Here is an 18,909-nt window from a genome sequence, read left to right as displayed (position 1 = left end):
GTTCTTTAGTTTATGCGATGACGGGCAATTTTGCTTTAGGTTTGTATACGATTGCTGTTCATTGCGTGGTTATTTTCTTCTTAGGTGATTTAATTGCGCCGACGATTTCTGAATTTTATGGCTTTCCTAATATTACTTTCCCACATGGGGCGTCAGCGCCTTCTTATTTAGTGGCGAAGCCCCTCAACTGGATATTTGATCGAATTCCAGGTTTTAATAAGTTGGAAGCGGATCCGGAAAGCATTCAAAAACGTTTGGGAATCTTTGGGGATTCAACTGTTATGGGGTTAATCATTGGCCTGGTCATGGGTGTTTTAGCCGGTTATGATCCTAAAGCTGTGATGCAATTAGGGATGCAAACAGGTGCTGTTATGATGTTGATGCCAAGGATGGTTGCCTTGTTGATGGAAGGGTTAGCGCCAATTTCCGAAGCCGCTAGTGATTTTGTCAAGAAGAAGTTTCCAGGTCGTGATTTATATATTGGCATGGACAGTGCGTTATCAGTTGGTCACCCGGCGGTTTTGTCTTCTGCCTTATTGATTGTGCCAATTACGCTATTTTTAGCGGTTATCTTACCAGGAAATACAGTCTTACCATTTGGGGATTTAGCGACGATTCCATTTTTGATTTGTTTAATGACGCCAGTCTTTAAAGGCAATATCATCCGAACTGTAGTAGCCGGCACCATTTATATGACCGGTGGTTTGTATATTGCCACATGGGTAGCACCGCTAATGACTTCTTCGGCCATGGCTGCTAACTTTGATTTAGCAGGTAATGCCAGCATCTCTTCTCTAGTGGACGGAGCGGTTTGGACGACCTTCATTTTTGTTGGTTTAGCAAAGTTGTTGAGCTGGGGTGGCATCACCTTGATTGGTGTAACGGCTCTAGGAGGCTTAATCTATTTGAATAAAATTAAAGCAGCTAAAGTTATTGAGGCTGCTAAATAGAGGGGATAAAAGATGTTAGAAAGTATAAAAGAAGCCGTTTGTTTTTGGAACAAGTCCTTAAAGGAACAGAACTTAGTTAAGTGGACCAGTGGTAATGTCAGCTATCGCGATCCAGAAACAGGTTATGTGACCATTAAGCCGAGTGGTGTCGCCTTTGATCAGTTGACACCTGAGAAGATGGTGGTAGTGGATTTGGAGGGAACAGTGATTGAGGGCGAGTATCAGCCCTCTGTTGATACTCAAAGTCACTTGTATACTTATCGGGAGATGCCGGCAATCAACAGTATTGTCCACACTCATTCCCCCTTCGCAACTAGTTTTGCCATTCGTGGGGTCGACCTACCGACTTATACAACTACGGGAGCCAATCTCTTTGGCGAGCGGGTCAAGTGCACGGAGTTTGCGATTATTGGTGAAGCGGAAATTGGCAAACAAATCGTCAAATACATTGGCCAATCATCGGCGATTTTATTACGAAACCACGGTGTGTTTACCGTAGGAGCAACGATTGAAAAAGCGATCAAAGCCGCCGTTATCTTGGAGGAAACAGCTGAATATGCTCACTATGCTACCTTGCATAATCCAGAAATTCCCGTTTTAGATGGCAAGATTGTCGCGGCGAGTCACCAGTTTTATCAGACGAGTTACGGCCAAAAATAAAAAGAGAGCAGGAATGATGATGAAAAAACTATTAATTATGTGCGGAACAGGTATTGCCACGTCAACGGTGGTAATGGGAAAAGTGAAAAGCTGGCTGGAAGAGAATCAGCTTCAAGGCCAAGTGAAGCTTTATCAATCTAAAATCAGTGAGGAGTTAAGCCGAATTGATGAGTATGATGTGATTATTTCAACAACCATCGTGCCCGATAATATTAAAAGCAAAGTGATCGATGGCGTGCCTCTATTAACAGGAATTGGTACGGAAGCCATGTATGAAAAGGTGAAAGAACAACTATTAGCCTAATTGATTGAACAGGAGGAACGGTTTTATGACACTATCTATACCAAATCAGGCAAATATTGATGATGAAGGGTTAAAGGAACTATTTAAAACAATGTGGCGCATTCGTTATTTTGATGAAAAAGTGGATCAATTTTTTGCTCGTGGGCTGATTCATGGCACGACTCATTTAGCTGTTGGTCAAGAAGCGACCGCCGCTGGTAGTGGGGCGGTTTTAAGGCGAAGTGACTGGATTACAGCCACTCATCGAGGACATGGCCAAACGATTGCCAAAGGAACCGATGTTAAGGGCATGATGGCAGAACTTTTTGGTCGAACAACGGGCACTAATAAAGGAAAAGGCGGATCTATGCACATCGCTGAGTTGGAGACTGGCAACCTTGGTGCTAATGGAATTGTAGGTGGTGGGTATCCGATTGCGACTGGAGCCGCTTTAAGCGCTAAAATGAAAGGCTTGGATAATGTGGCTCTTTGTTATGCCGGAGATGGCTCTACCAATGAGGGCAGCTTTCATGAATCGATCAATATGGCGTCAATTTGGGATTTGCCGGTGGTGTTTTTTATTGAAAATAATAAATATGGCATGAGTGGTTCTGTCGAAAAAATGACTCGTGTCGGCCAACTAAGTGAACGAGCCATGGCTTATGGGATTGAGGGGGTCACCATTCAGGGGAATGATCTTATTGAGGTGATTAACGCAACCCATAATGCAGTTGAAAAAGCTCGTCGAGGTGAAGGGCCAACGATCATTGAAGCCATGACCTATCGCTGGAAAGGCCACTCCAAGTCGGATGCTAAAAAATATCGAACCAAAGAAGAAGAGGAAGACTGGCGTAAAAATCATGATCCTATCAAGTTTGCTCGTGAACGATTTATTGGCGCAGGGGTTTTTACTGAGGCTGAAGCGGATGACTTACAACAGGCGGCTAAACAGGCCATTGAAGAGGCCGTGACTTTTGCTGAAAATGGGCCAATGCCAACAGCTGAAGCACTATTTGAAGATGTTTATGCGGATTAGGAAGGGGCAGTCAGAATGCGAGAATTAACTTATTTAGAAGCGGTGCGAGAAGCGCTAACAGAAGCGATGCATGAAGATCAGGACGTCTTTGTGATGGGAGAAGACATCGGCGTTTACGGTGGTGCCTTTGGCGTTACTCGCGGCATGGTGGAAGAGTTTGGCGAAGAGCGCATTCGTTCGACACCAATTTCAGAAAGTGCGATTGCCGGTGTTTCGGTTGGGGCCGCGATGACGGGGATGCGGCCCGTGTTTGAATTACAGTTTTCTGATTTTATTACGATTGCGTTAGATCAAATTGTCAACCAGGCTGCTAAAATACATTATATGTACGGTGGGAAAGCTAAAATACCTTTAGTGATGCGAACACCAGGTGGCTCAGGGACAGGAGCAGCAGCTCAGCATTCCCAGAGTTTAGAAAATTGGACGGCTCATGTGCCGGGATTAAAAGTGGTCCAACCAGCGACGGCTTATGACGCTAAAGGCTTATTACACGCGGCGATTGCTGACAATAATCCGGTGATGTTTTATGAGCATAAATTGTGTTACAAAACGTCAAGCGATGTGCCAGAGGGGAAATATACCATTCCTTTAGGGGTAGCCGACATTAAAAAGGTCGGTCAGGATATCACGATTGTTGCCACTGGCATCATGGTGCATAAGGCATTAGAAGCAAGTGAATTATTGTTGGCCGAAGGAATCGATGTCGAAGTGGTTGATCCACGGACGCTGGTACCTTTAGATAAAGCGACGATTATTAACTCTGTCAAAAAAACAGGTCGGGCAATAGTGGTGACAGAGGCTGTTAAGCGGAGTGGTTTTAGCGCCGAGTTGGCAAGTGTTATTGCGGAAAGTGAGTCATTTGATTTTCTCGATGCGCCTTTAGTTCGCTTAGCAGGCAAAGAAACACCCATTCCTTATCATCCTGATTTAGAGCGGTTGGCTGTTCCTCAAGTTGAGGATATTGTGGCTGCCTGTCAGGCTATGATGAATCGTCGTTAACAGATTAGGAAAGGATGTGAGACAAAAATGGCTTTTGAAATATTGATGCCGAAATTAAGCTCAACCATGGAAGTAGGGAGTATTACCCAGTGGTTAAAAGAAGAGGGAGAGACTGTTGAGACGGGGGAAGCAATTTTTGAAGTGATGACAGATAAAATTGCGATTGAAGTTGAATCTTACGAAGATGGTATTTTGTTGAAACGTTACTATGACGTCGATCAGGATATTCCCATCAATGCGGTCATCGGTTATATCGGTGAGGCGGGCGAAGAGGTACCAGAAGAAGCCCCGAGACCGAATCAAGCAACGCCAGCAGTTGAAACAGCTGAGCAGGTGGCGGCAGTGGTCATTGAACAGGGGCCAAGTCGAGAGCAGGTCAGAGCGACACCAGCTGCTAGAAAAGTGGCTCGTCAAAGGGGAATTGACTTACAGAAAATTTCTGGTAGTGGCACCAACGGCCGAATTCACGTAGTTGATGTGGAGCAGTACCAGCCGGTCAGTTTGGCAGAGAGGCCGACTGAAGAACGGGTTATTCCTTGGCGAGGCATGCGCAAGGCGATTGCTGATGCCATGGTTAAAAGCAAAACGGAAAAACCACATGTGACGATGCTGGCAGAAGTCTCGATGGTCAAGGCGATTCAATTGCGACAAACCTTATTGCCACTGATTGAAGCCCAGACAGGTTATCGTTTATCTTATACGGAAATTATCATCAAAGCTGTGACGACAGCTTTAAAGAAACACCCCAGTTTAAATGGGATAATTAAAGAAGATGGCATACATCAATTTAGTCAGGTGAACATGGGAGTAGCAGTTTCATTGGAAGAGGGGCTGATGGTCCCTGTTATTCCCAATGCCAATGATCTAGGGTTAGCCGAACTAACGGTGGCGACAAAAGAAGTGGCGGTCAAAGCTCGCACTGGTAATTTGCCACCAGATGCCTTAAAAGGGGGAACCTTTACGATTAGCTCACTAGGAAATTCGGCCGTCAGAAGTTTTAATCCGGTGATCAACGGCGGGGAAGTTGCCATATTAGGGGTCGGCGGCTTATATGATGGGCCAATTTCGACTGAGGAAGGCCTGAAAATGGCAAAACAGCTGACGTTAAGTTTGTCTTTTGATCATCGCGCATTAGACGGCGCACCAGCCGCGGCTTTCTTAACGACAGTTGTCAGCTTGTTAGAAGAGCCTTACCGATTATTGGTTTAAGGGAAAGCTTTGCAGGCTAGCCTGTGAAGCTTTTCTTCACGAGATGTCGGCAGCTGGATGTCTATTAAGAGGAGGTTAGATCATGACAGTAGAAAAAATTGAAACACTTATTATTGGGTCAGGTCCTGGAGGTTATGTAGCGGCAATTCGAGGGGCCCAGCTAGGCCAACAAGTGGTTATCGTTGAAGCTCAGGAGATTGGCGGCGTTTGTTTAAACGTAGGCTGTATTCCTTCTAAGGCCTTGATCACAGCTGGCCATCGTTATTCAGAGAGTTTAAATTCAGGTTTTTTAGGATTGAAAACAACAGTGGAACTGGATTTTAGTCAGACACAACAATGGAAAGACCAGCAGGTGGTTAAAACGTTAACCTCAGGTATTTCGGCGTTACTTAAAAAAAATAAAGTGAGAATTGTCAAAGGAACGGCAAGGTTTACTGGCAGACAGGAAGTGACAGTTACGGGAGATCAGTCTCATGTTTTTCAGTTTGAACAGGGAATTATCGCCACCGGTAGTCGGCCTGTTGAAATTCCCGGCTTTCCCTTTGGTTCACGGATATTGGATTCCACAGGTGGGTTAAATTTAAGTCAAGTTCCGGAACGACTGGTCATCATCGGTGGAGGTGTCATCGGTTCAGAATTAGGTGGTGCCTATGCTAATCTAGGGGCCGAAGTGACCATTTTAGAAGGGGGTCCGCAGTTATTGCCCAGCTTTGAAGCCGATGTTGTCAAGCCAGTTGAATCAGCTTTTAAAGCCAAGGGCGTCACCATCGTGACCAATGCCTTAGCGACGAAAGTTGTGGAGACTGAACAGGGGGTGACAGTTAGCTATACGGTCAATTCGCAAAACACAACAGTATCAGCCGATTATGTGATGGTGACAGTTGGCCGTCGACCAAATACGGATCAGCTTGGTTTGGAAAAGGTCGGCATTAAGCTTGATTCAAAAGGGTTAATCCCAGTGGATCAGGAGTATCGAACAAGTAATGAGCATGTTTTTGCGATAGGCGATGTGATTGCAGGCCCTGCTCTTGCTCATAAAGCTAGTTATGATGCTAAGATAGTGGCTGAAGTCATCAGCGGTCAAAAAGTTCAAAAGGATTACCGAGTGATTCCAGCCATTTGCTTTACGGATCCTGAGATTGCCACAGTTGGTTTGACATTGTCTGAAGCTGAGGCCCAGCAGAAGCAGGTCAATGTAGCAACGTTTCCCCTTCAAGCCAATGGCCGAGCTCTATCGCTAAATGCGACTACAGGATTTGTTAGACTCGTCGTGGCAGCTGATCAGCAAATTTTAGGGGCTCAGATTGTGGGAGTGGGTGCCAGTGAACTTATTGCTGAACTAACCTTAGCTATCGAATCATCTTTAACCGTCGAGGATATTGCTTTAACCATCCATGGTCATCCAACCTTGTCGGAAACGATTATGGATGCGACTGAGTTAGCTTTAGGCTTGCCCATCCACATGTAAAATAGCTCCGCTCACTGGTTATGCTGGTGAGCGGAGCTATTTTACATGTATTTTTTCAAAAAGACCATCTTTTCGTGACGAGCTAACTGCTTAAAGGCATACTCGGCTCGCATGGCTTCACTTTTCGTTTCAAAGGCTTCTGTGTAAATCATCCGCATCGGGCGACGACTGCGAACCCGTGTGTATTTGGCTCCTGTTCCATCGTTGTGCTCTTTTAAGCGCCGTTCTGGCTCAGTGGTATAGCCGCCGTAAAAGGTATCATCGGCACAGAGCAACACATAAAAATAAAATTCTTTAGCTTCCATATAACATCCCTCGCACTTCTGGGTAATAGTCGTCCTGTTCGTCGTAAACAAAGAGCGGCGGTAGGACTTTTAGGCCGTCAGGTCGTCCTTTATGAATGCCCTCAACTAACAGCACATTGGCTTCTTTGCCTGTTTTAGGGTAAACAAAGCGTACCCGTTTAGGAATGATGCTGTAGCGTTTCATCGTCTCTAAAATATCGACCAATCGTTCTGGTCGATGGACTAAAGCCAGTTTACCATTTGATTTTAGCAAGCCAGCTGCTTCCTTCACCACTTCATCTAAGTTTGTCGCGATTTCATGACGAGCAATCGCTAAATAAGGGTTAGGATTTTTAACATTGGTCGGCAATTCTTTAAAGTAGGGAGGATTACACACAATTAGATCAACGGAATCTTTCTTGACAACAGTGGTGGTTTGTTTTAAGTCCAAGGTGTGAAGGGTCATCTGCTCTTCCAGTTGATTTAGTTGAACGCTGCGGCGTCCCATGTCGGCTAGTCGATCTTGCAGCTCGATTCCAACGATATTAGCTTCGGTTTTCTGACTAATAAAGAGGCCCACGGCGCCATTGCCTGCGCAAAGGTCGACAATTTGTCCTCGTTTTGGGAGACTAGCAAAATTCGCCAATAAGACGGCGTCTAATGAGAAAGAAAAGACTTCTTTACTTTGAATGATTTGAATGCCATCTGCATAAAGTTGATCGATTCGCTCGTCACTTTTTAGTAATTCTTTCATCGATGTTGATAACTCCTTATTTGTCTATATCGTTCCTGTTAACTAATCAGTGGCTGAATATGGGATAAGTCAGCGAAAGGGTAGGTCTGATTATGGTTGTAAGGTATCTAACTCGTTTTATATTATAACATGAACTGAAAAAATAGAATAAAAAACTTGCAAGAAAGGGATTTATTCGTCATACTATTAAAGAATAAGAAAAAGTGAGGAGAAGCAAATGTTCTTTCGATTTATGCGTCAAGTCGTGCGCTTCGTACTGTTTGTTATTAACGGTAAGGCTAGTTATCAGCAGCGCGACAAATTACCAACGGATACTAACTACATACTCGTTGGACCACACCGCACCTGGTGGGATCCATTATACTTTGCTGTTGCCGCTGCTCCAAAAGAGTTTAGCTTTATGGCAAAAGAAGAGTTATTTAAAAACCCGATTATTCGCTTTATTTTGGTTCACGCCCATGCTTTTCCGGTCAAACGCGATAATCCAGGGCCAAGCGTGATTAAGACACCGATTAAAAGTCTGAAAAATTCTGACTTGAGCTTGATTATGTTTCCTAGTGGCACGCGTCACTCAGAAGAATTAAAAGGTGGCGCGGCCTTAATTGCCAAAATGGCGAAAGTGCCAATCGTGCCAGCTGTTTATCAGGGACCACTGACCTTAGGTGGTTTGTTTAAACGTCAAAAAGTCACGATTCGTTTCGGTGATCCGATCGATATCAGTGATGTCGCTAAAATGAATCAAGAGGGAATTGAAGAAGTGGAACGTCGCATGAGCCATGCGTTTGCTCAGTTGGACAAAGAGATCGATCCTAACTTCGTCTATAAAATCGATCCTGAAAAAGCTGAATAAATTAAGCTGTTGAAAGAGTTAATCTTTCAGCGGTTTTTTTTGGATTTTTCTGTGGACCGCTAGAAAAATCCGCTTAATTCAGATGTAGAGCCTCAGCTGTTTAGTTTGTTAAAGCGAGGCGTGTAGCAGTGGGACGGCTAGAAAAATCCACTTAATTCAAATGTAGAACATCAGCTGTTTAGTTTGTTAAAGCGAGACGTGTAGCAGTGGGACCGCTAGAAAAATCCGCTTAATTCAGATGTAGAGTCTCAGCTGTTTAGTTTGTCAAAGCGAGACGTGTAGCAGTGGGACGGCTAGAAAAATCCGCTTAATTCAGATGTAGAGAGTCAACTGTTTAGTTTGTTAAAGCGAGACGCGTAGCAGTGGAACGGTGCGAAGATCTGGGATTTTGTTAAGAGAGAGTCAGTTGAGTGGCTTAATAAAAAATCAAAATCTCCGATTAACAAAGTATTAAGCTATTTTATTAGACATTTTTTTGAATCATAGGAGGAGAGCAAGTGAAAGGTAAGAAAAAAGGGTTAACTACCGTCATTTCTTTAAATATTATTCCAATTATCTTGGTGATATTAATGACTATTTCTATAGTGGGCTATATGTTCGCTACTAAGATCATTCAAAAACAAGTTACCACTCAGATGGAAACGAAGCTAAATGAAACCGCAGAATCGATCAATACGATTTTGCAAAATCAACAAGCCCTCGCCCAAAGTACCGCGAAAAGTGTTGAGACGTCTTTAGGAAAGCTGACAGAAGCTGATTATGAAAATTTACTGATGAAGCAGCTGCCGCTCTACGCGGAAACCTATGGCATGGGAATCTGGTTTGAACCCTTCACAGTTGGAGAGCGTAAGCAATTTGCCCCCTTTGCTCATAAAGAAGAGAGCAAGATTCTGGCTGATCGTAGCTATTCTGTTGGTTTGGATCGGATTTGGGAGACAGAATGGTATGTTGTTGGCAAGGCAAGTGAAACAGGTGGTTGGACGAAGTCTTATAAGGATCCCAAGACTAATGTTGGTATGGTTACAACGGCATATCCGATGTACCAGGGGGAAAAATTTATCGGGGTGACAACCGTGGACATTGATCTTTCCAGCATTCAACGACTCATCGCCAATTTAAAGATTGATTTTGCTGGGAAAGCAGTTCTAGTTGATACTGATGGGACTTATTTGGGAGGTGTTGCCAAAGAGCAAGTTATGACGCAAAAGATTAGCAATAATGCTAATAAATCTTTAGCGGCTAGCGGGAAGGAAATGCTAAAAGCTAAGTCAGGCCAAAGTCAGTACAAAGATAAAAATGGCAAGGAGCGCTTTTATTATCAGACTCTAGAGCTTAACGGTTGGAAAATCGGGATTAGTGTCAATGAAAGTCAATTGAAGGCCGATTCGAATCGGTTGTTACTTATTTTTATTGGCATTAGTCTGCTGGGCATTGCCATTGTTACCCTTGTGATTTGGCGTTTTGCAAGTAGACTAGGGAAAGCAGCTAAAACCTACAGTCAGATTGCTCAAAGCGTCTCTGCTGGTAATCTAATGAATGAATTTGCCGAGGCAGATTTGGCGCGTCAGGATGAATTAGGAGAGATTGGTCGTTCGTTGCAAGAGATGCAGTTTAATTTGAAAGAAGTGGTTCAAAGTTTCCAACTGGCAGCCACTCAAATTGATGACAATGCGCAAAATCTCTCGTCTTTCTCTCAAGAGATGGCAGCCACTGCCGAAACGGTAGCCGTTTCAGTCAGTGACGTGTCCATGGGAACTGGCAATCAATATGAAAAGCTAAAAACGGTGGATCAAATAGTGGCAAGCTTTAGCCAGATGATTAGTTTTATGGCAGGGGCTATTCATGAGGTAGGGGATTCTTCTCAGAATATTAACCAGTTAGCCAATCGCAGTCAAGGTGGCATGACGGAATTAATGGATTCCTTTGAAACTTTAGATCGTTCGATCAAAGAGTTGATTCAACGGGTGGACTCTGTTGGCAGTAACATGAAACAAGTCAATGAAATGACGGAGCTAATCAACGGGATTGCCGAACAGACCAACTTATTGGCGTTAAATGCAGCAATCGAGGCTGCGCGGGCTGGAGAATCTGGCAGAGGCTTTGCGGTGGTAGCCGACGAAATTCGTAAATTGGCAGAAAAAAGTAAGGGGTCGGCAGAAACAATTCAAACTCTAATTGATGATGTTTATGCCGATACGGAAGGCATGATCAGCTCAACGGCGTCAGTTGATCAAGAAATTACCTCTCAACGGAAACACATTGCCGTCGCTACCCGTTCTTTTAATGGCATTATCAAGGCAGTCGAAGAAATGGTTCCTAAAATTGCCACGGCTGAAGAATCAGCGATAGCCATTAACGATAGTCGGGAAACGATCTTAAAAGAAGTCAGTGAAACTCGGGAAATTGCCGAAACCGTTTCTGAATCAGCCGAAGAAATCGCTGCATCGGCTGAAGAAATGTCGGCTTCGACAGAAGAAGTGTCGGCTGCAGCTATGAATCTGGGGCAGATGACCAATGAAATGCGTGAGCAAATCAAGTTTTTTACTATTTAGTTCCTATTAGTTAAGCCCGATTATTCATCTATATAGCTCCTATTAAATAATGACGATCAATCGTTAAACTTCTAGCTAAAAAGAAGCTGAAAGCACCACTCTCTGCTCGTCATTATGTTGATAATCCAATGGAACTATATGTTCGGATTATTTTACGGGATGTATCTAGTTAACCATCTTGAAAAGTAAGTCATTCAGTAAATCGTGAATGGCTTATTTTTTTTGATTTTCTATCCCTGTCTTTTCTGTTTCTAATGAAAATTTGGTATAATGATAGGAAGATGTTTTTGAGAGGGGATAACATGAAATTTATACATACTGGGGATTGGCATATTGGTAAAAAGCTAAATGGCTTTGACTTGTTGGAAGAGCAACGTTATGCCTTCGAGCAACTGATGAAGTTGGCTGATCTGGAGCAGGTGGATGGGATTATTATTGCGGGTGACTTGTATGATCGTTCAGTACCGGCTGTTGAAGCGGTGGAATTATTTAATCAGATGTTGATCGAGATGAACTTGCAGGCGAAATACCCGGTTTTTGCTATCTCAGGCAATCATGACAGTGCGACTCGTTTGGAAACAGGTGGGCCTTGGTTTGAAGCCCTTAATTTTCATTTGCATACGCGGCTGGAGCAGGCCTTTACACCAGTTGAATTTGGTAATGTTCAACTGTATTTGTTGCCTTATTTTGAACCCTTTGAAGCCCGGCAATATTTTAAGGATGACCGTATTCGTACCATTGAAGGGGCCATGGCATCAGTTATCGAGGAGATGCGGCAAAGCTTTCAAGAGGATAAACAGCAAGTGCTAGTGGCTCATTTTTTTGTTGCTGGCAGCGAAACCTCCGATTCGGAAACCAAGGTAACCGTCGGCGGTTTAGATGTGGTGCCGTTATCATTGTTAAGGGATTTTGATTATGTGGCCTTAGGTCATTTGCATTATCAACGAGCCTTAACTAAGGGAAATGCTCGTTACAGTGGGTCTTTATTAAAATATTCCACTTCGGAAGTCAATCAACCAAAAGGGGTTTGGCTAGTTGAAGTCGGTGCGGAGACGGTCTTCGATTTTGTTGAACTGCCGTTTCTGCGGGACCTTCAAGTATTGGAAGGTGATTTTGCCACGTTAATGGCTCCGAGTTTTTACGAGACGATTCAGCGGGATAACTATTTGGCGATCTCTTTAACAGATCGCGGGGTGATTCCTAATGTGATGACGCAACTGCGGACGATTTACCCTCAGATTATTCAGCTGGAACGTGCCTTTGGTCGGGATGTTAAACAAGCCAGTCGCAACACGACGGAAGCCATTCAAGTGACCAGTCCGACAGCCTTATTTGCCAATTATTTTAAGGAAACCACTGGGGAGCCACTTTCGCCAAGACAGCGGGAGTGGTTAGATGATGAAATCAGTGAGATCGAAAGGGGGAGTCAGTAGATGAAACCGATGAGCTTACGCCTACAAAATTTTGGGCCATATCAAGCTGAGACCGTTGATTTTAGTCATTTTTATCAAAGTCCTCTTTTTCTGATTAGCGGTAAAACGGGTGCGGGGAAAACCACGCTTTTTGATGGCATGACCTTTGCTCTTTACGGTGAAACCACAGGGGGGATTCGCCAAGGGAAAGAGATGCGCTCGAATTTTGCTGATGCTAGTGAACCGACTGCGGTGGCTTTCGAATTTGCTCACCGTGACTATCGCTATTTAGTCGAGCGGGAACCGGAACAAGTTTTGGCTAAAAAAGTGGGGGAAGGAACAACAACTCGACCAGCAAAAGTCCGCTTAACGATTTTTGACGGGGAGAAAGAGATCAATCAGTTGACTAAAGCGCGGGATGTGCAGCTCTATTTGGAAGAATTACTGCACCTTAATGCGCAACAATTTACGCAAATCGTCCTCTTGCCTCAAGGGGATTTTCGCAAGTTTTTAAATGCCAATAGCAGTGACAAAGAAGTGGTTTTGCGGAAACTTTTTAACACCACCTTGTATCGACAATTGGCAGAAGGGTTAAAAGCTCGTAAAAAAGCTTACCAAAAGGAATTGGAGCAAGCGGGAAATGCTATCCAGCTCTTACTAAAACAACTCAAATGGCAAGCGACTTTCGCTGAGCGAGCGGCAGAAATCAGTGGAGTTGAAGATTGTCTGATGCTGTTAAGTGAACAACAGCAAGAGTATCAGGCGTTAATTGCCGAGAGGACTAATCAGTTAAATCAAGACCGGCAAGAACGGCAACAAGTGGAAGCAAGATACAATCAGAAAAAAGCAGTGATAAGCCTTTTTGAGGAACAGCAAGAACTCCAGCTACGTCTTGATAGGCTCATGGTCGAAAGTGGTCAAATCAAGGCTCAAGAAGCCCGTTTAACTCAATTGGAATGGGTCGCTCAACAGGAGGGGGACTTGCTTCGTTATCAGGAAAGCCTGGCAGAAAGTCAGCGGTTGACTGGGATTTTAGCCGAGACTCAACAAGAACAAGCAATCATTGCAGCGCAACAAGCGGACTTAGTCGCTCAGGAAAGCCAGTTGCTGGCTAAGGAAGACGTCATCAAGGAGCAGCGGAATGAACTGGCACAGCTAACTCAATTAGCCCCTTTGTTAGTAGAACGACGCAGTCATTTCGAGAGAGTGTCACAGATCAAAGCAGCTGTGACGGAATTGGACGCGAGGTTAGCTACCATCGAGCAACAAAAGGCCAGCAAGCTACTAAAACTTCAAGAAGCTGATCGTCAGTTGGCCACCGGAGATGATCTGCAAGCTGAAAAAGAACGGTTGACTTTAGAATTGCATCAATTGGAACAGCTTTTAGAGCGCGGAGAGCGAGCTAGTGAGCTGTCTATAAAAACAGAACAGAAGCATCTTGAGTTAAGTCAGGAACAGGAACAATTAAAGGAACTTGCCGAGGCGGGGCCAGAGCTTGAGCGTCGTTGGCAACAGGCTAAAAGTCAGGTGGCGAGTTTACAGATTGCTCGCTTGAGCTTGGACTTGTTGCCGGGAGCACCTTGTCCCGTTTGTGGGGCGACGGAACATCCTCAGCCACATACTGACCAAGACTGGTCAGCGGCAGCTATTAAAGCGGCGGAAGCCGCTTTGGAGGAAAGGGAGCAAGCCTTACAACAGCAACAGGAGCGTTTGACTAAATGCCAACAAACGTGTCAGTATTTGACAAAGGAAGTTGCGGAATTATCCCAGCAACTAGCTAAAGAAGACCACTGGTTCCAAGAGAAGCTGAGTACACTGAGTACTTTGCCAAGGATCTCAGCTGACAGTTGGCCTTTGCGACTCAAGAGCATCCACCAACAGCAGCAAGAAGTAATGACTAGGCAGCAGGCAGTGACAGCGGCTCTAATGACCTTGGTGACTCTGAGAGAGCAGCGGCAACAAGTACAAAAGGAGCAGGAAGAGTTAGAGGAACAATTAGAGCAGGCCAAAGGGACTCAACAAAGCTTGCTTAATGAGCAGGTGAAGCTTGAAGCAACCTTGGCGACAATCAGCCAGCAATTGCCGGCTAAATGGGCCGAAAAAGCGGATTTAACTGATGTTCAACTTGAATTGTCTAAGAGCGTCGCTGAGTGGGAAGAGACGTTAGAAGGCGTTAGAACGGCCTTAAGGGCAGTGGCCAATCAGCTGTTAGTGACAGAGAGTACCCTTAACCATTTGACAGAACAATTTGCTAAAGAAAGCTTGCGCTGCCAGCAATTGACCGCAGAACTGACCGCTAAGGTAGCTGCTAGCCCTTATGACTATCAGATCGACGGCTTGTTGGCTGAGTTGTCCAACTTGGCGGAACGGGATAGCTTAAAAAAACAGATTGAGACATTTCATCAGCAACAGTTAAAACTACAGGCACAGTTGGAGCAAGTTAATAGTAAACTGACGGAGTCAACAGTGCCGGATATTAGCGTGGAAGAAAGTCGGCTAAAGACTCTTAATGACGAAATTTTAGTGAAGGAACGCCAGCTGGTAGAGCAAGAGCAACTGGTAGCACACAATCAGACAATTGCTCAAGAGGTTCGTCAACAGCAAGGAGCGCTTAGCGAAAAATGGCAAGAGCTAGCAGAACTTAATCAGCTGTCAGAAGTTGCCAACGGTGATGGTCCTTACAATAAGATGAGCATTGAGCGCTATGTGCTTCAAGCTTACTTCGAAGAAATTTTACGCGTTGCTAATCAGCGGTTGATTCAGTTGACAAATAACCGCTACAGCTTTGAATTAAAAGAAGCTCAAGGGTCCTATAAGAGTCAAACGGGGCTGGAAATCAATATTTATGATGACAATGTGGGGGCTGTTCGCAGTGTTAACACCTTGTCTGGTGGCGAAAGTTTTATTGCTGCCTTGTCACTCTCACTATCTTTGGCAGAGGTAGTGCAAAATCAAGCCGGCGGGATTCAAATAGACGCCATGTTTATCGATGAAGGTTTTGGTTCCTTAGATGAAGATGCTTTGGAACAAGCCATGGACGCCCTAGAATTAATTGAAGGCCAAGGGCGGATGATTGGGATTATCAGTCACGTTCGTGAATTAAAACAACGAATTCCTCAACAATTGCAAGTCGTGGCTAGCGGAACCGGTATTAGTACCATTCGTTACCAGACAGCAGACTAAGAAGAGGCGGAAAAAAAGATGAAGTGGACCATTCCTGAAAGAATTATACAAAGAGGACGGAAATATGCAGATGAAGGTCGGGTAACGGCGATTACCCAAGATTTAACCCAAGAAGTATGGCATGCTGAGGTGATTGGCTCAGCCATCTATCAAGTGGAATTAGATGGAACGCCTCGTGAAAAAGACATCTGCACCTGCCTTTACTGGCAAGAAAATGGTTATTGTAAGCATACAGTGGCTGTTGAGTTAGCTTTGCGAGACAAAGGGCTCAATCGAGTGCTAAAGCAAAATAAAGACTTAAAAACAACTTACAAGGCCCCGTCTCTATCCAAAATTGTGACCGATAGTTTTGCTAAATTGCAGGATAAGGAAACCAAGCAAGCCTTGGAAGAAGCAACCCCTCTAAAAGTCGATTTTTTGGTGGAAAGTTTGGAAATATCTAATTATCATCCAGAAAAGGCCGTTTTTGGTTTAAGTTTTAAGGTGGGCTATCAAGATGGTCGGACCTATGCTGTAAAAAATGCCAGCGAGTTTTTACAAGCTTTTGCTAAACAAGAGAAGTTTCGCCATAGCGACAAATATCTGTTTTCTTTAGCGGCGATTAATTTTACGGAAACCGACTATCAATTATTAAAGGCTGCTTTAGAGATTTACCAAAATAATCAGATGGTGGCTAGTAGTGGTGTTCAACTAAAAGGCAGCCTTAAACAACGCTTTTTATTATTGCCAATTAAAGAGTTAAAACCCTTCTTAATGAACCTTATTAGACAGGATAAATTGCAAGTGACGATCGGTGAAAAAACGACACGGAAACTTTTTTTCGCCAGTGGCAAACTGCCGATCGTGTTTGAAGTGGAGCCTCAACATACGGGGTTTAACTTGAAAATTTCCAATGGGATTGAGCATTATTGGGAAACGTATCAATGGGTTAGTCGCGGCGTGACGATCTATGAGTTGACAACCGCGCAACAAGAAATTTATCAAACCTTAACTCAGTTGTTAAAACGAGTGGAGACGCCGATTATTTATTATGAGGCAGAGGAAGTTGCTGATTTGTTTTCTTATGTGCTGCCAGCGTTGGAGCAAATCGGCTTACTTAAAGTTGATGAGAGCTTGCAGACGGAAATGATTCGGGTGCCAGTGAAAACAGGGCTGTATCTGTCTGCTGATAAGGGCAAGCTTAACATGCGAGTGGATTTTAAATATGGCGAAGAAGTTTTTTCAACAGATGATGCCTATTCCACCCAGACGGAGAAAACCTCATTGGTGATTCGCGATCAAGTTCAGGAGAGCCGCATCGAGAAGTTGTTAAGTCGGTATCATTATACAAAGCGAGCGGTTGGTTACAGTAAGCCGTTGCCTCAAAAAGCTGAGCTATATCAGCTGTTTTCAACAGAAATCCCCTATTTGCGGAAATTTGCAGAACTGGAAGTTTCTGGAGAATTAAGCAGTTTATACTTAGATGCGGTTCAGTTTCAACCGCAGATTGAGGTGTATGAAGAAGGGTCTTGGTTGGATATTCGGTTTGACGTGTCAAATATTGATGAAAGTGATATTGATGCTATTTTATTAAGCTTGCTTAATCAAGAAAGTTTTTATCAATTGTCTAACGGACAAATTTTATCTCTGGATTCAGATGCGTTTCAACAAACCAGTGAGGCTTTGTCAAAATTAAGGGGGCAGTTATTGTATCAAGACGGAAAATTCTTAATTCCTAAATACCGTGGTTTGCAAGTGGAGGAAGCTTTAGAAGACGTGACCAATACGACCTTCAGTGACGATTTTAAGAAGATGGTCGAAAAGCTGACAAAACCGGAAGAACTGGATTATCCGATTCCGGTAAACCTAGAGGCGGAGTTGCGTCACTATCAAAAAGTGGGCTTTCGTTGGTTAAAAATGTTGAGTGAATATCAATTTGGCGGAATTTTAGCGGATGATATGGGCCTGGGTAAAACAGTTCAAGGGATTACTTATCTGTTATCAGAAAAGGAAAAGAACATTGAGAGACCGTCGCTAATTGTGGCGCCTGCCAGCCTGATCTACAACTGGCAAATTGAATGCCAAAAATTTGCCCCAAGTTTGACCACCTGTGTGGTAACCGGGAGTAAAACCGAGCGAGAACGTCTGCTGCAAGAAGAGGGGCAGTGTGACTTGTTGATTACCTCTTATGCTAGCATTCGTCAGGATATTGACTTGTATCAAGAGCTAGACATTCACTGTTTGATTTTAGATGAAGCCCAAATGGTCAAAAATTCGGCTACCAAAACGTTCCAAGCAATTAAGGATTTAAAAACCACTCACCGTTTTGCTTTTAGCGGGACGCCGATTGAAAATGATTTAGAGGAATTGTGGTCACTGTTTTACATGTTGATGCCTGGTTTCTTCCCGTCACGGGCTAAGTTTAAAAACTTGGAGACTGAAGAAATTGCCAAGATGATTCAACCTTTTGTGCTTCGTCGTGAGAAAAAAGAAGTCTTAAAAGATTTGCCTGATAAGATTGAATCTAATCTTTACAGCTCTTTAACTGAAGAACAAAAGACTGTTTACCTGGCTCATTTACGCCAGATGCAAGAAACTATTTCCAGCATGAGTGCGGACAGTTTTAAGAAAAATCGGATTTCTGTGTTAGCTGGTTTGACCCGTTTGCGTCAAATTTGTTGTGATCCGGCCCTCTTTATTGAGGATTATAAAGGCGATTCAGGGAAACTGGAGCAGGTTAAGGAACTGGTGATTGCCGCTAAGGAAAACGGTCGTCGTGTCTTATTATTCTCTCAATTCACGAGTATGTTAAGCATCATTGAAAGAGAGTTTAATCAACTGGGGATCGACAGCTTCTATTTGCGGGGCAGCACCAAACCTAAAGATCGGATTGAAATGGTGGAAGCTTTTAATAGTGGCGAAAAAGATGTCTTTTTGATTTCACTTAAAGCTGGTGGAACGGGCTTGAATTTAACAGGCGCCGATACCGTGATCCTCTATGATCTATGGTGGAATCCTGCTGTTGAAGAGCAGGCGGCAGGTCGGGCTCATCGCATGGGTCAGAAAAAGGTTGTTGAAGTCTGGCGTTTAATCGCTGAAGGCACCATTGAAGAGAAGATGAATAAGCTGCAACAAGAGAAGCGGGAACTTTTTGATAAGGTGATGAACGCTGAAGAGGAACAGCAATTAGCGAAGTTAACAGAAGCGGATATTCGTGAAATTCTGAGTATGGGAATCGATTAAAAAGGAGCGCCTTTCACTGGGAAAATGGGTGAAGGGCGCTTGATTTG

At 43.9% G+C, this 18,909-nt stretch carries 14 protein-coding genes; 12 read left to right on the top strand and 2 right to left on the bottom strand.

Annotation, left to right across the window (positions count from 1 at the left end; translation table 11 throughout):
* The 7 genes from I6N95_RS02875 to lpdA form a co-directional block, all read left to right on the top strand.
* A partial coding sequence (locus I6N95_RS02875) for a PTS transporter subunit IIC (protein ID WP_209524852.1) occupies nucleotides 1-950 on the top strand: 950 nt, incomplete at its 5' end.
* Nucleotides 951-962: 12 nt separating this feature from the next.
* The gene (locus tag I6N95_RS02870; RefSeq protein WP_209524851.1) at nucleotides 963-1,610 is read left to right on the top strand and encodes an L-ribulose-5-phosphate 4-epimerase; all 648 of its coding nucleotides are present in this window, start codon (nucleotides 963-965) and stop codon (nucleotides 1,608-1,610) included.
* A gap of 19 nt (nucleotides 1,611-1,629) precedes the next feature.
* The gene (locus tag I6N95_RS02865) at nucleotides 1,630-1,914 is read left to right on the top strand and encodes a PTS sugar transporter subunit IIB (protein ID WP_209524850.1); all 285 of its coding nucleotides are present in this window, start codon (nucleotides 1,630-1,632) and stop codon (nucleotides 1,912-1,914) included.
* 25 nt (nucleotides 1,915-1,939) lie between these two features.
* A complete protein-coding gene (locus I6N95_RS02860) occupies nucleotides 1,940-2,929 on the top strand; it encodes a thiamine pyrophosphate-dependent dehydrogenase E1 component subunit alpha (RefSeq protein ID WP_209524849.1) in 990 nt (329 codons plus the stop codon).
* Nucleotides 2,930-2,944: 15 nt separating this feature from the next.
* Complete coding sequence (locus I6N95_RS02855) at nucleotides 2,945-3,928, top strand: alpha-ketoacid dehydrogenase subunit beta (RefSeq protein ID WP_209524848.1); 984 nt, start codon at nucleotides 2,945-2,947, stop codon at nucleotides 3,926-3,928.
* A gap of 27 nt (nucleotides 3,929-3,955) precedes the next feature.
* Nucleotides 3,956-5,137: a dihydrolipoamide acetyltransferase family protein gene (locus I6N95_RS02850; protein WP_209524847.1), complete on the top strand. Its 1,182-nt coding sequence runs from the start codon at nucleotides 3,956-3,958 to the stop codon at nucleotides 5,135-5,137.
* Between the two features lie 82 nt (nucleotides 5,138-5,219).
* Entirely contained in the window at nucleotides 5,220-6,605 is a 1,386-nt protein-coding gene (gene lpdA / locus I6N95_RS02845; protein ID WP_209524846.1) for a dihydrolipoyl dehydrogenase, read from the top strand.
* Between the two features lie 41 nt (nucleotides 6,606-6,646).
* On the opposite strand, the gene I6N95_RS02840 is transcribed toward lpdA, so the two are convergent.
* The gene (locus I6N95_RS02840) at nucleotides 6,647-6,910 is read right to left on the bottom strand and encodes a GIY-YIG nuclease family protein (RefSeq protein ID WP_209524845.1); all 264 of its coding nucleotides are present in this window, start codon (nucleotides 6,908-6,910) and stop codon (nucleotides 6,647-6,649) included.
* Nucleotides 6,900-7,643: a tRNA1(Val) (adenine(37)-N6)-methyltransferase gene (locus I6N95_RS02835; RefSeq protein ID WP_209524844.1), complete on the bottom strand. Its 744-nt coding sequence runs from the start codon at nucleotides 7,641-7,643 to the stop codon at nucleotides 6,900-6,902. Before I6N95_RS02835 ends, I6N95_RS02840 begins: the two co-directional genes overlap by 11 nt.
* Nucleotides 7,644-7,860: 217 nt before the next feature.
* On the opposite strand from I6N95_RS02835, the gene I6N95_RS02830 reads away from it, so the two are divergent.
* The 5 genes from I6N95_RS02830 to I6N95_RS02810 all read left to right on the top strand — a co-directional run bounded on the left by I6N95_RS02830 (nucleotide 7,861) and on the right by I6N95_RS02810 (nucleotide 18,862).
* Nucleotides 7,861-8,493 carry a lysophospholipid acyltransferase family protein gene (locus I6N95_RS02830; protein ID WP_209524843.1) on the top strand — a complete coding sequence of 211 codons (633 nt, stop codon included), beginning with the start codon at nucleotides 7,861-7,863 and terminating at the stop codon, nucleotides 8,491-8,493.
* A 497-nt stretch (nucleotides 8,494-8,990) separates the two neighbouring features.
* A complete protein-coding gene (locus I6N95_RS02825) occupies nucleotides 8,991-11,045 on the top strand; it encodes a methyl-accepting chemotaxis protein (protein WP_209524842.1) in 2,055 nt (684 codons plus the stop codon).
* A 302-nt stretch (nucleotides 11,046-11,347) separates the two neighbouring features.
* Entirely contained in the window at nucleotides 11,348-12,478 is a 1,131-nt protein-coding gene (locus I6N95_RS02820) for an exonuclease SbcCD subunit D (protein ID WP_209524841.1), read from the top strand.
* The gene (locus I6N95_RS02815) at nucleotides 12,479-15,640 is read left to right on the top strand and encodes an AAA family ATPase (RefSeq protein ID WP_209524840.1); all 3,162 of its coding nucleotides are present in this window, start codon (nucleotides 12,479-12,481) and stop codon (nucleotides 15,638-15,640) included.
* Between the two features lie 18 nt (nucleotides 15,641-15,658).
* On the top strand, nucleotides 15,659-18,862 hold the full coding sequence (locus I6N95_RS02810) for a DEAD/DEAH box helicase (RefSeq protein ID WP_209524839.1): 3,204 nt from the start codon (nucleotides 15,659-15,661) through the stop codon (nucleotides 18,860-18,862).
* The last annotated feature ends 47 nt before the right edge of the window (nucleotides 18,863-18,909 follow it).

The sequence above is a fragment of the Vagococcus allomyrinae genome (assembly GCF_017829975.1).
GTDB lineage: Bacteria > Bacillota > Bacilli > Lactobacillales > Vagococcaceae > Vagococcus_D > Vagococcus_D allomyrinae.
Note: the sequence above shows the minus strand (reverse complement) of the source record. Positions and strands in the feature narration are given on the sequence as shown.

Excerpts from the sequence above, each read along its gene's own strand:
- I6N95_RS02870 (WP_209524851.1), top strand. The coding sequence starts at position 963 with ATGTTAGAAAGTATAAAAGAAGCCGTTTGTTTTTGGAACAAGTCCTTA.
- I6N95_RS02865 (WP_209524850.1), top strand. The coding sequence starts at position 1,630 with ATGAAAAAACTATTAATTATGTGCGGAACAGGTATTGCCACGTCAACG.
- I6N95_RS02860 (WP_209524849.1), top strand. The coding sequence starts at position 1,940 with ATGACACTATCTATACCAAATCAGGCAAATATTGATGATGAAGGGTTA.
- I6N95_RS02855 (WP_209524848.1), top strand. The coding sequence starts at position 2,945 with ATGCGAGAATTAACTTATTTAGAAGCGGTGCGAGAAGCGCTAACAGAA.
- I6N95_RS02850 (WP_209524847.1), top strand. The coding sequence starts at position 3,956 with ATGGCTTTTGAAATATTGATGCCGAAATTAAGCTCAACCATGGAAGTA.
- lpdA (WP_209524846.1), top strand. The coding sequence starts at position 5,220 with ATGACAGTAGAAAAAATTGAAACACTTATTATTGGGTCAGGTCCTGGA.
- I6N95_RS02840 (WP_209524845.1), bottom strand. The coding sequence starts at position 6,910 with ATGGAAGCTAAAGAATTTTATTTTTATGTGTTGCTCTGTGCCGATGAT.
- I6N95_RS02835 (WP_209524844.1), bottom strand. The coding sequence starts at position 7,643 with ATGAAAGAATTACTAAAAAGTGACGAGCGAATCGATCAACTTTATGCA.
- I6N95_RS02830 (WP_209524843.1), top strand. The coding sequence starts at position 7,861 with ATGTTCTTTCGATTTATGCGTCAAGTCGTGCGCTTCGTACTGTTTGTT.
- I6N95_RS02820 (WP_209524841.1), top strand. The coding sequence starts at position 11,348 with ATGAAATTTATACATACTGGGGATTGGCATATTGGTAAAAAGCTAAAT.
- I6N95_RS02815 (WP_209524840.1), top strand. The coding sequence starts at position 12,479 with ATGAAACCGATGAGCTTACGCCTACAAAATTTTGGGCCATATCAAGCT.
- I6N95_RS02810 (WP_209524839.1), top strand. The coding sequence starts at position 15,659 with ATGAAGTGGACCATTCCTGAAAGAATTATACAAAGAGGACGGAAATAT.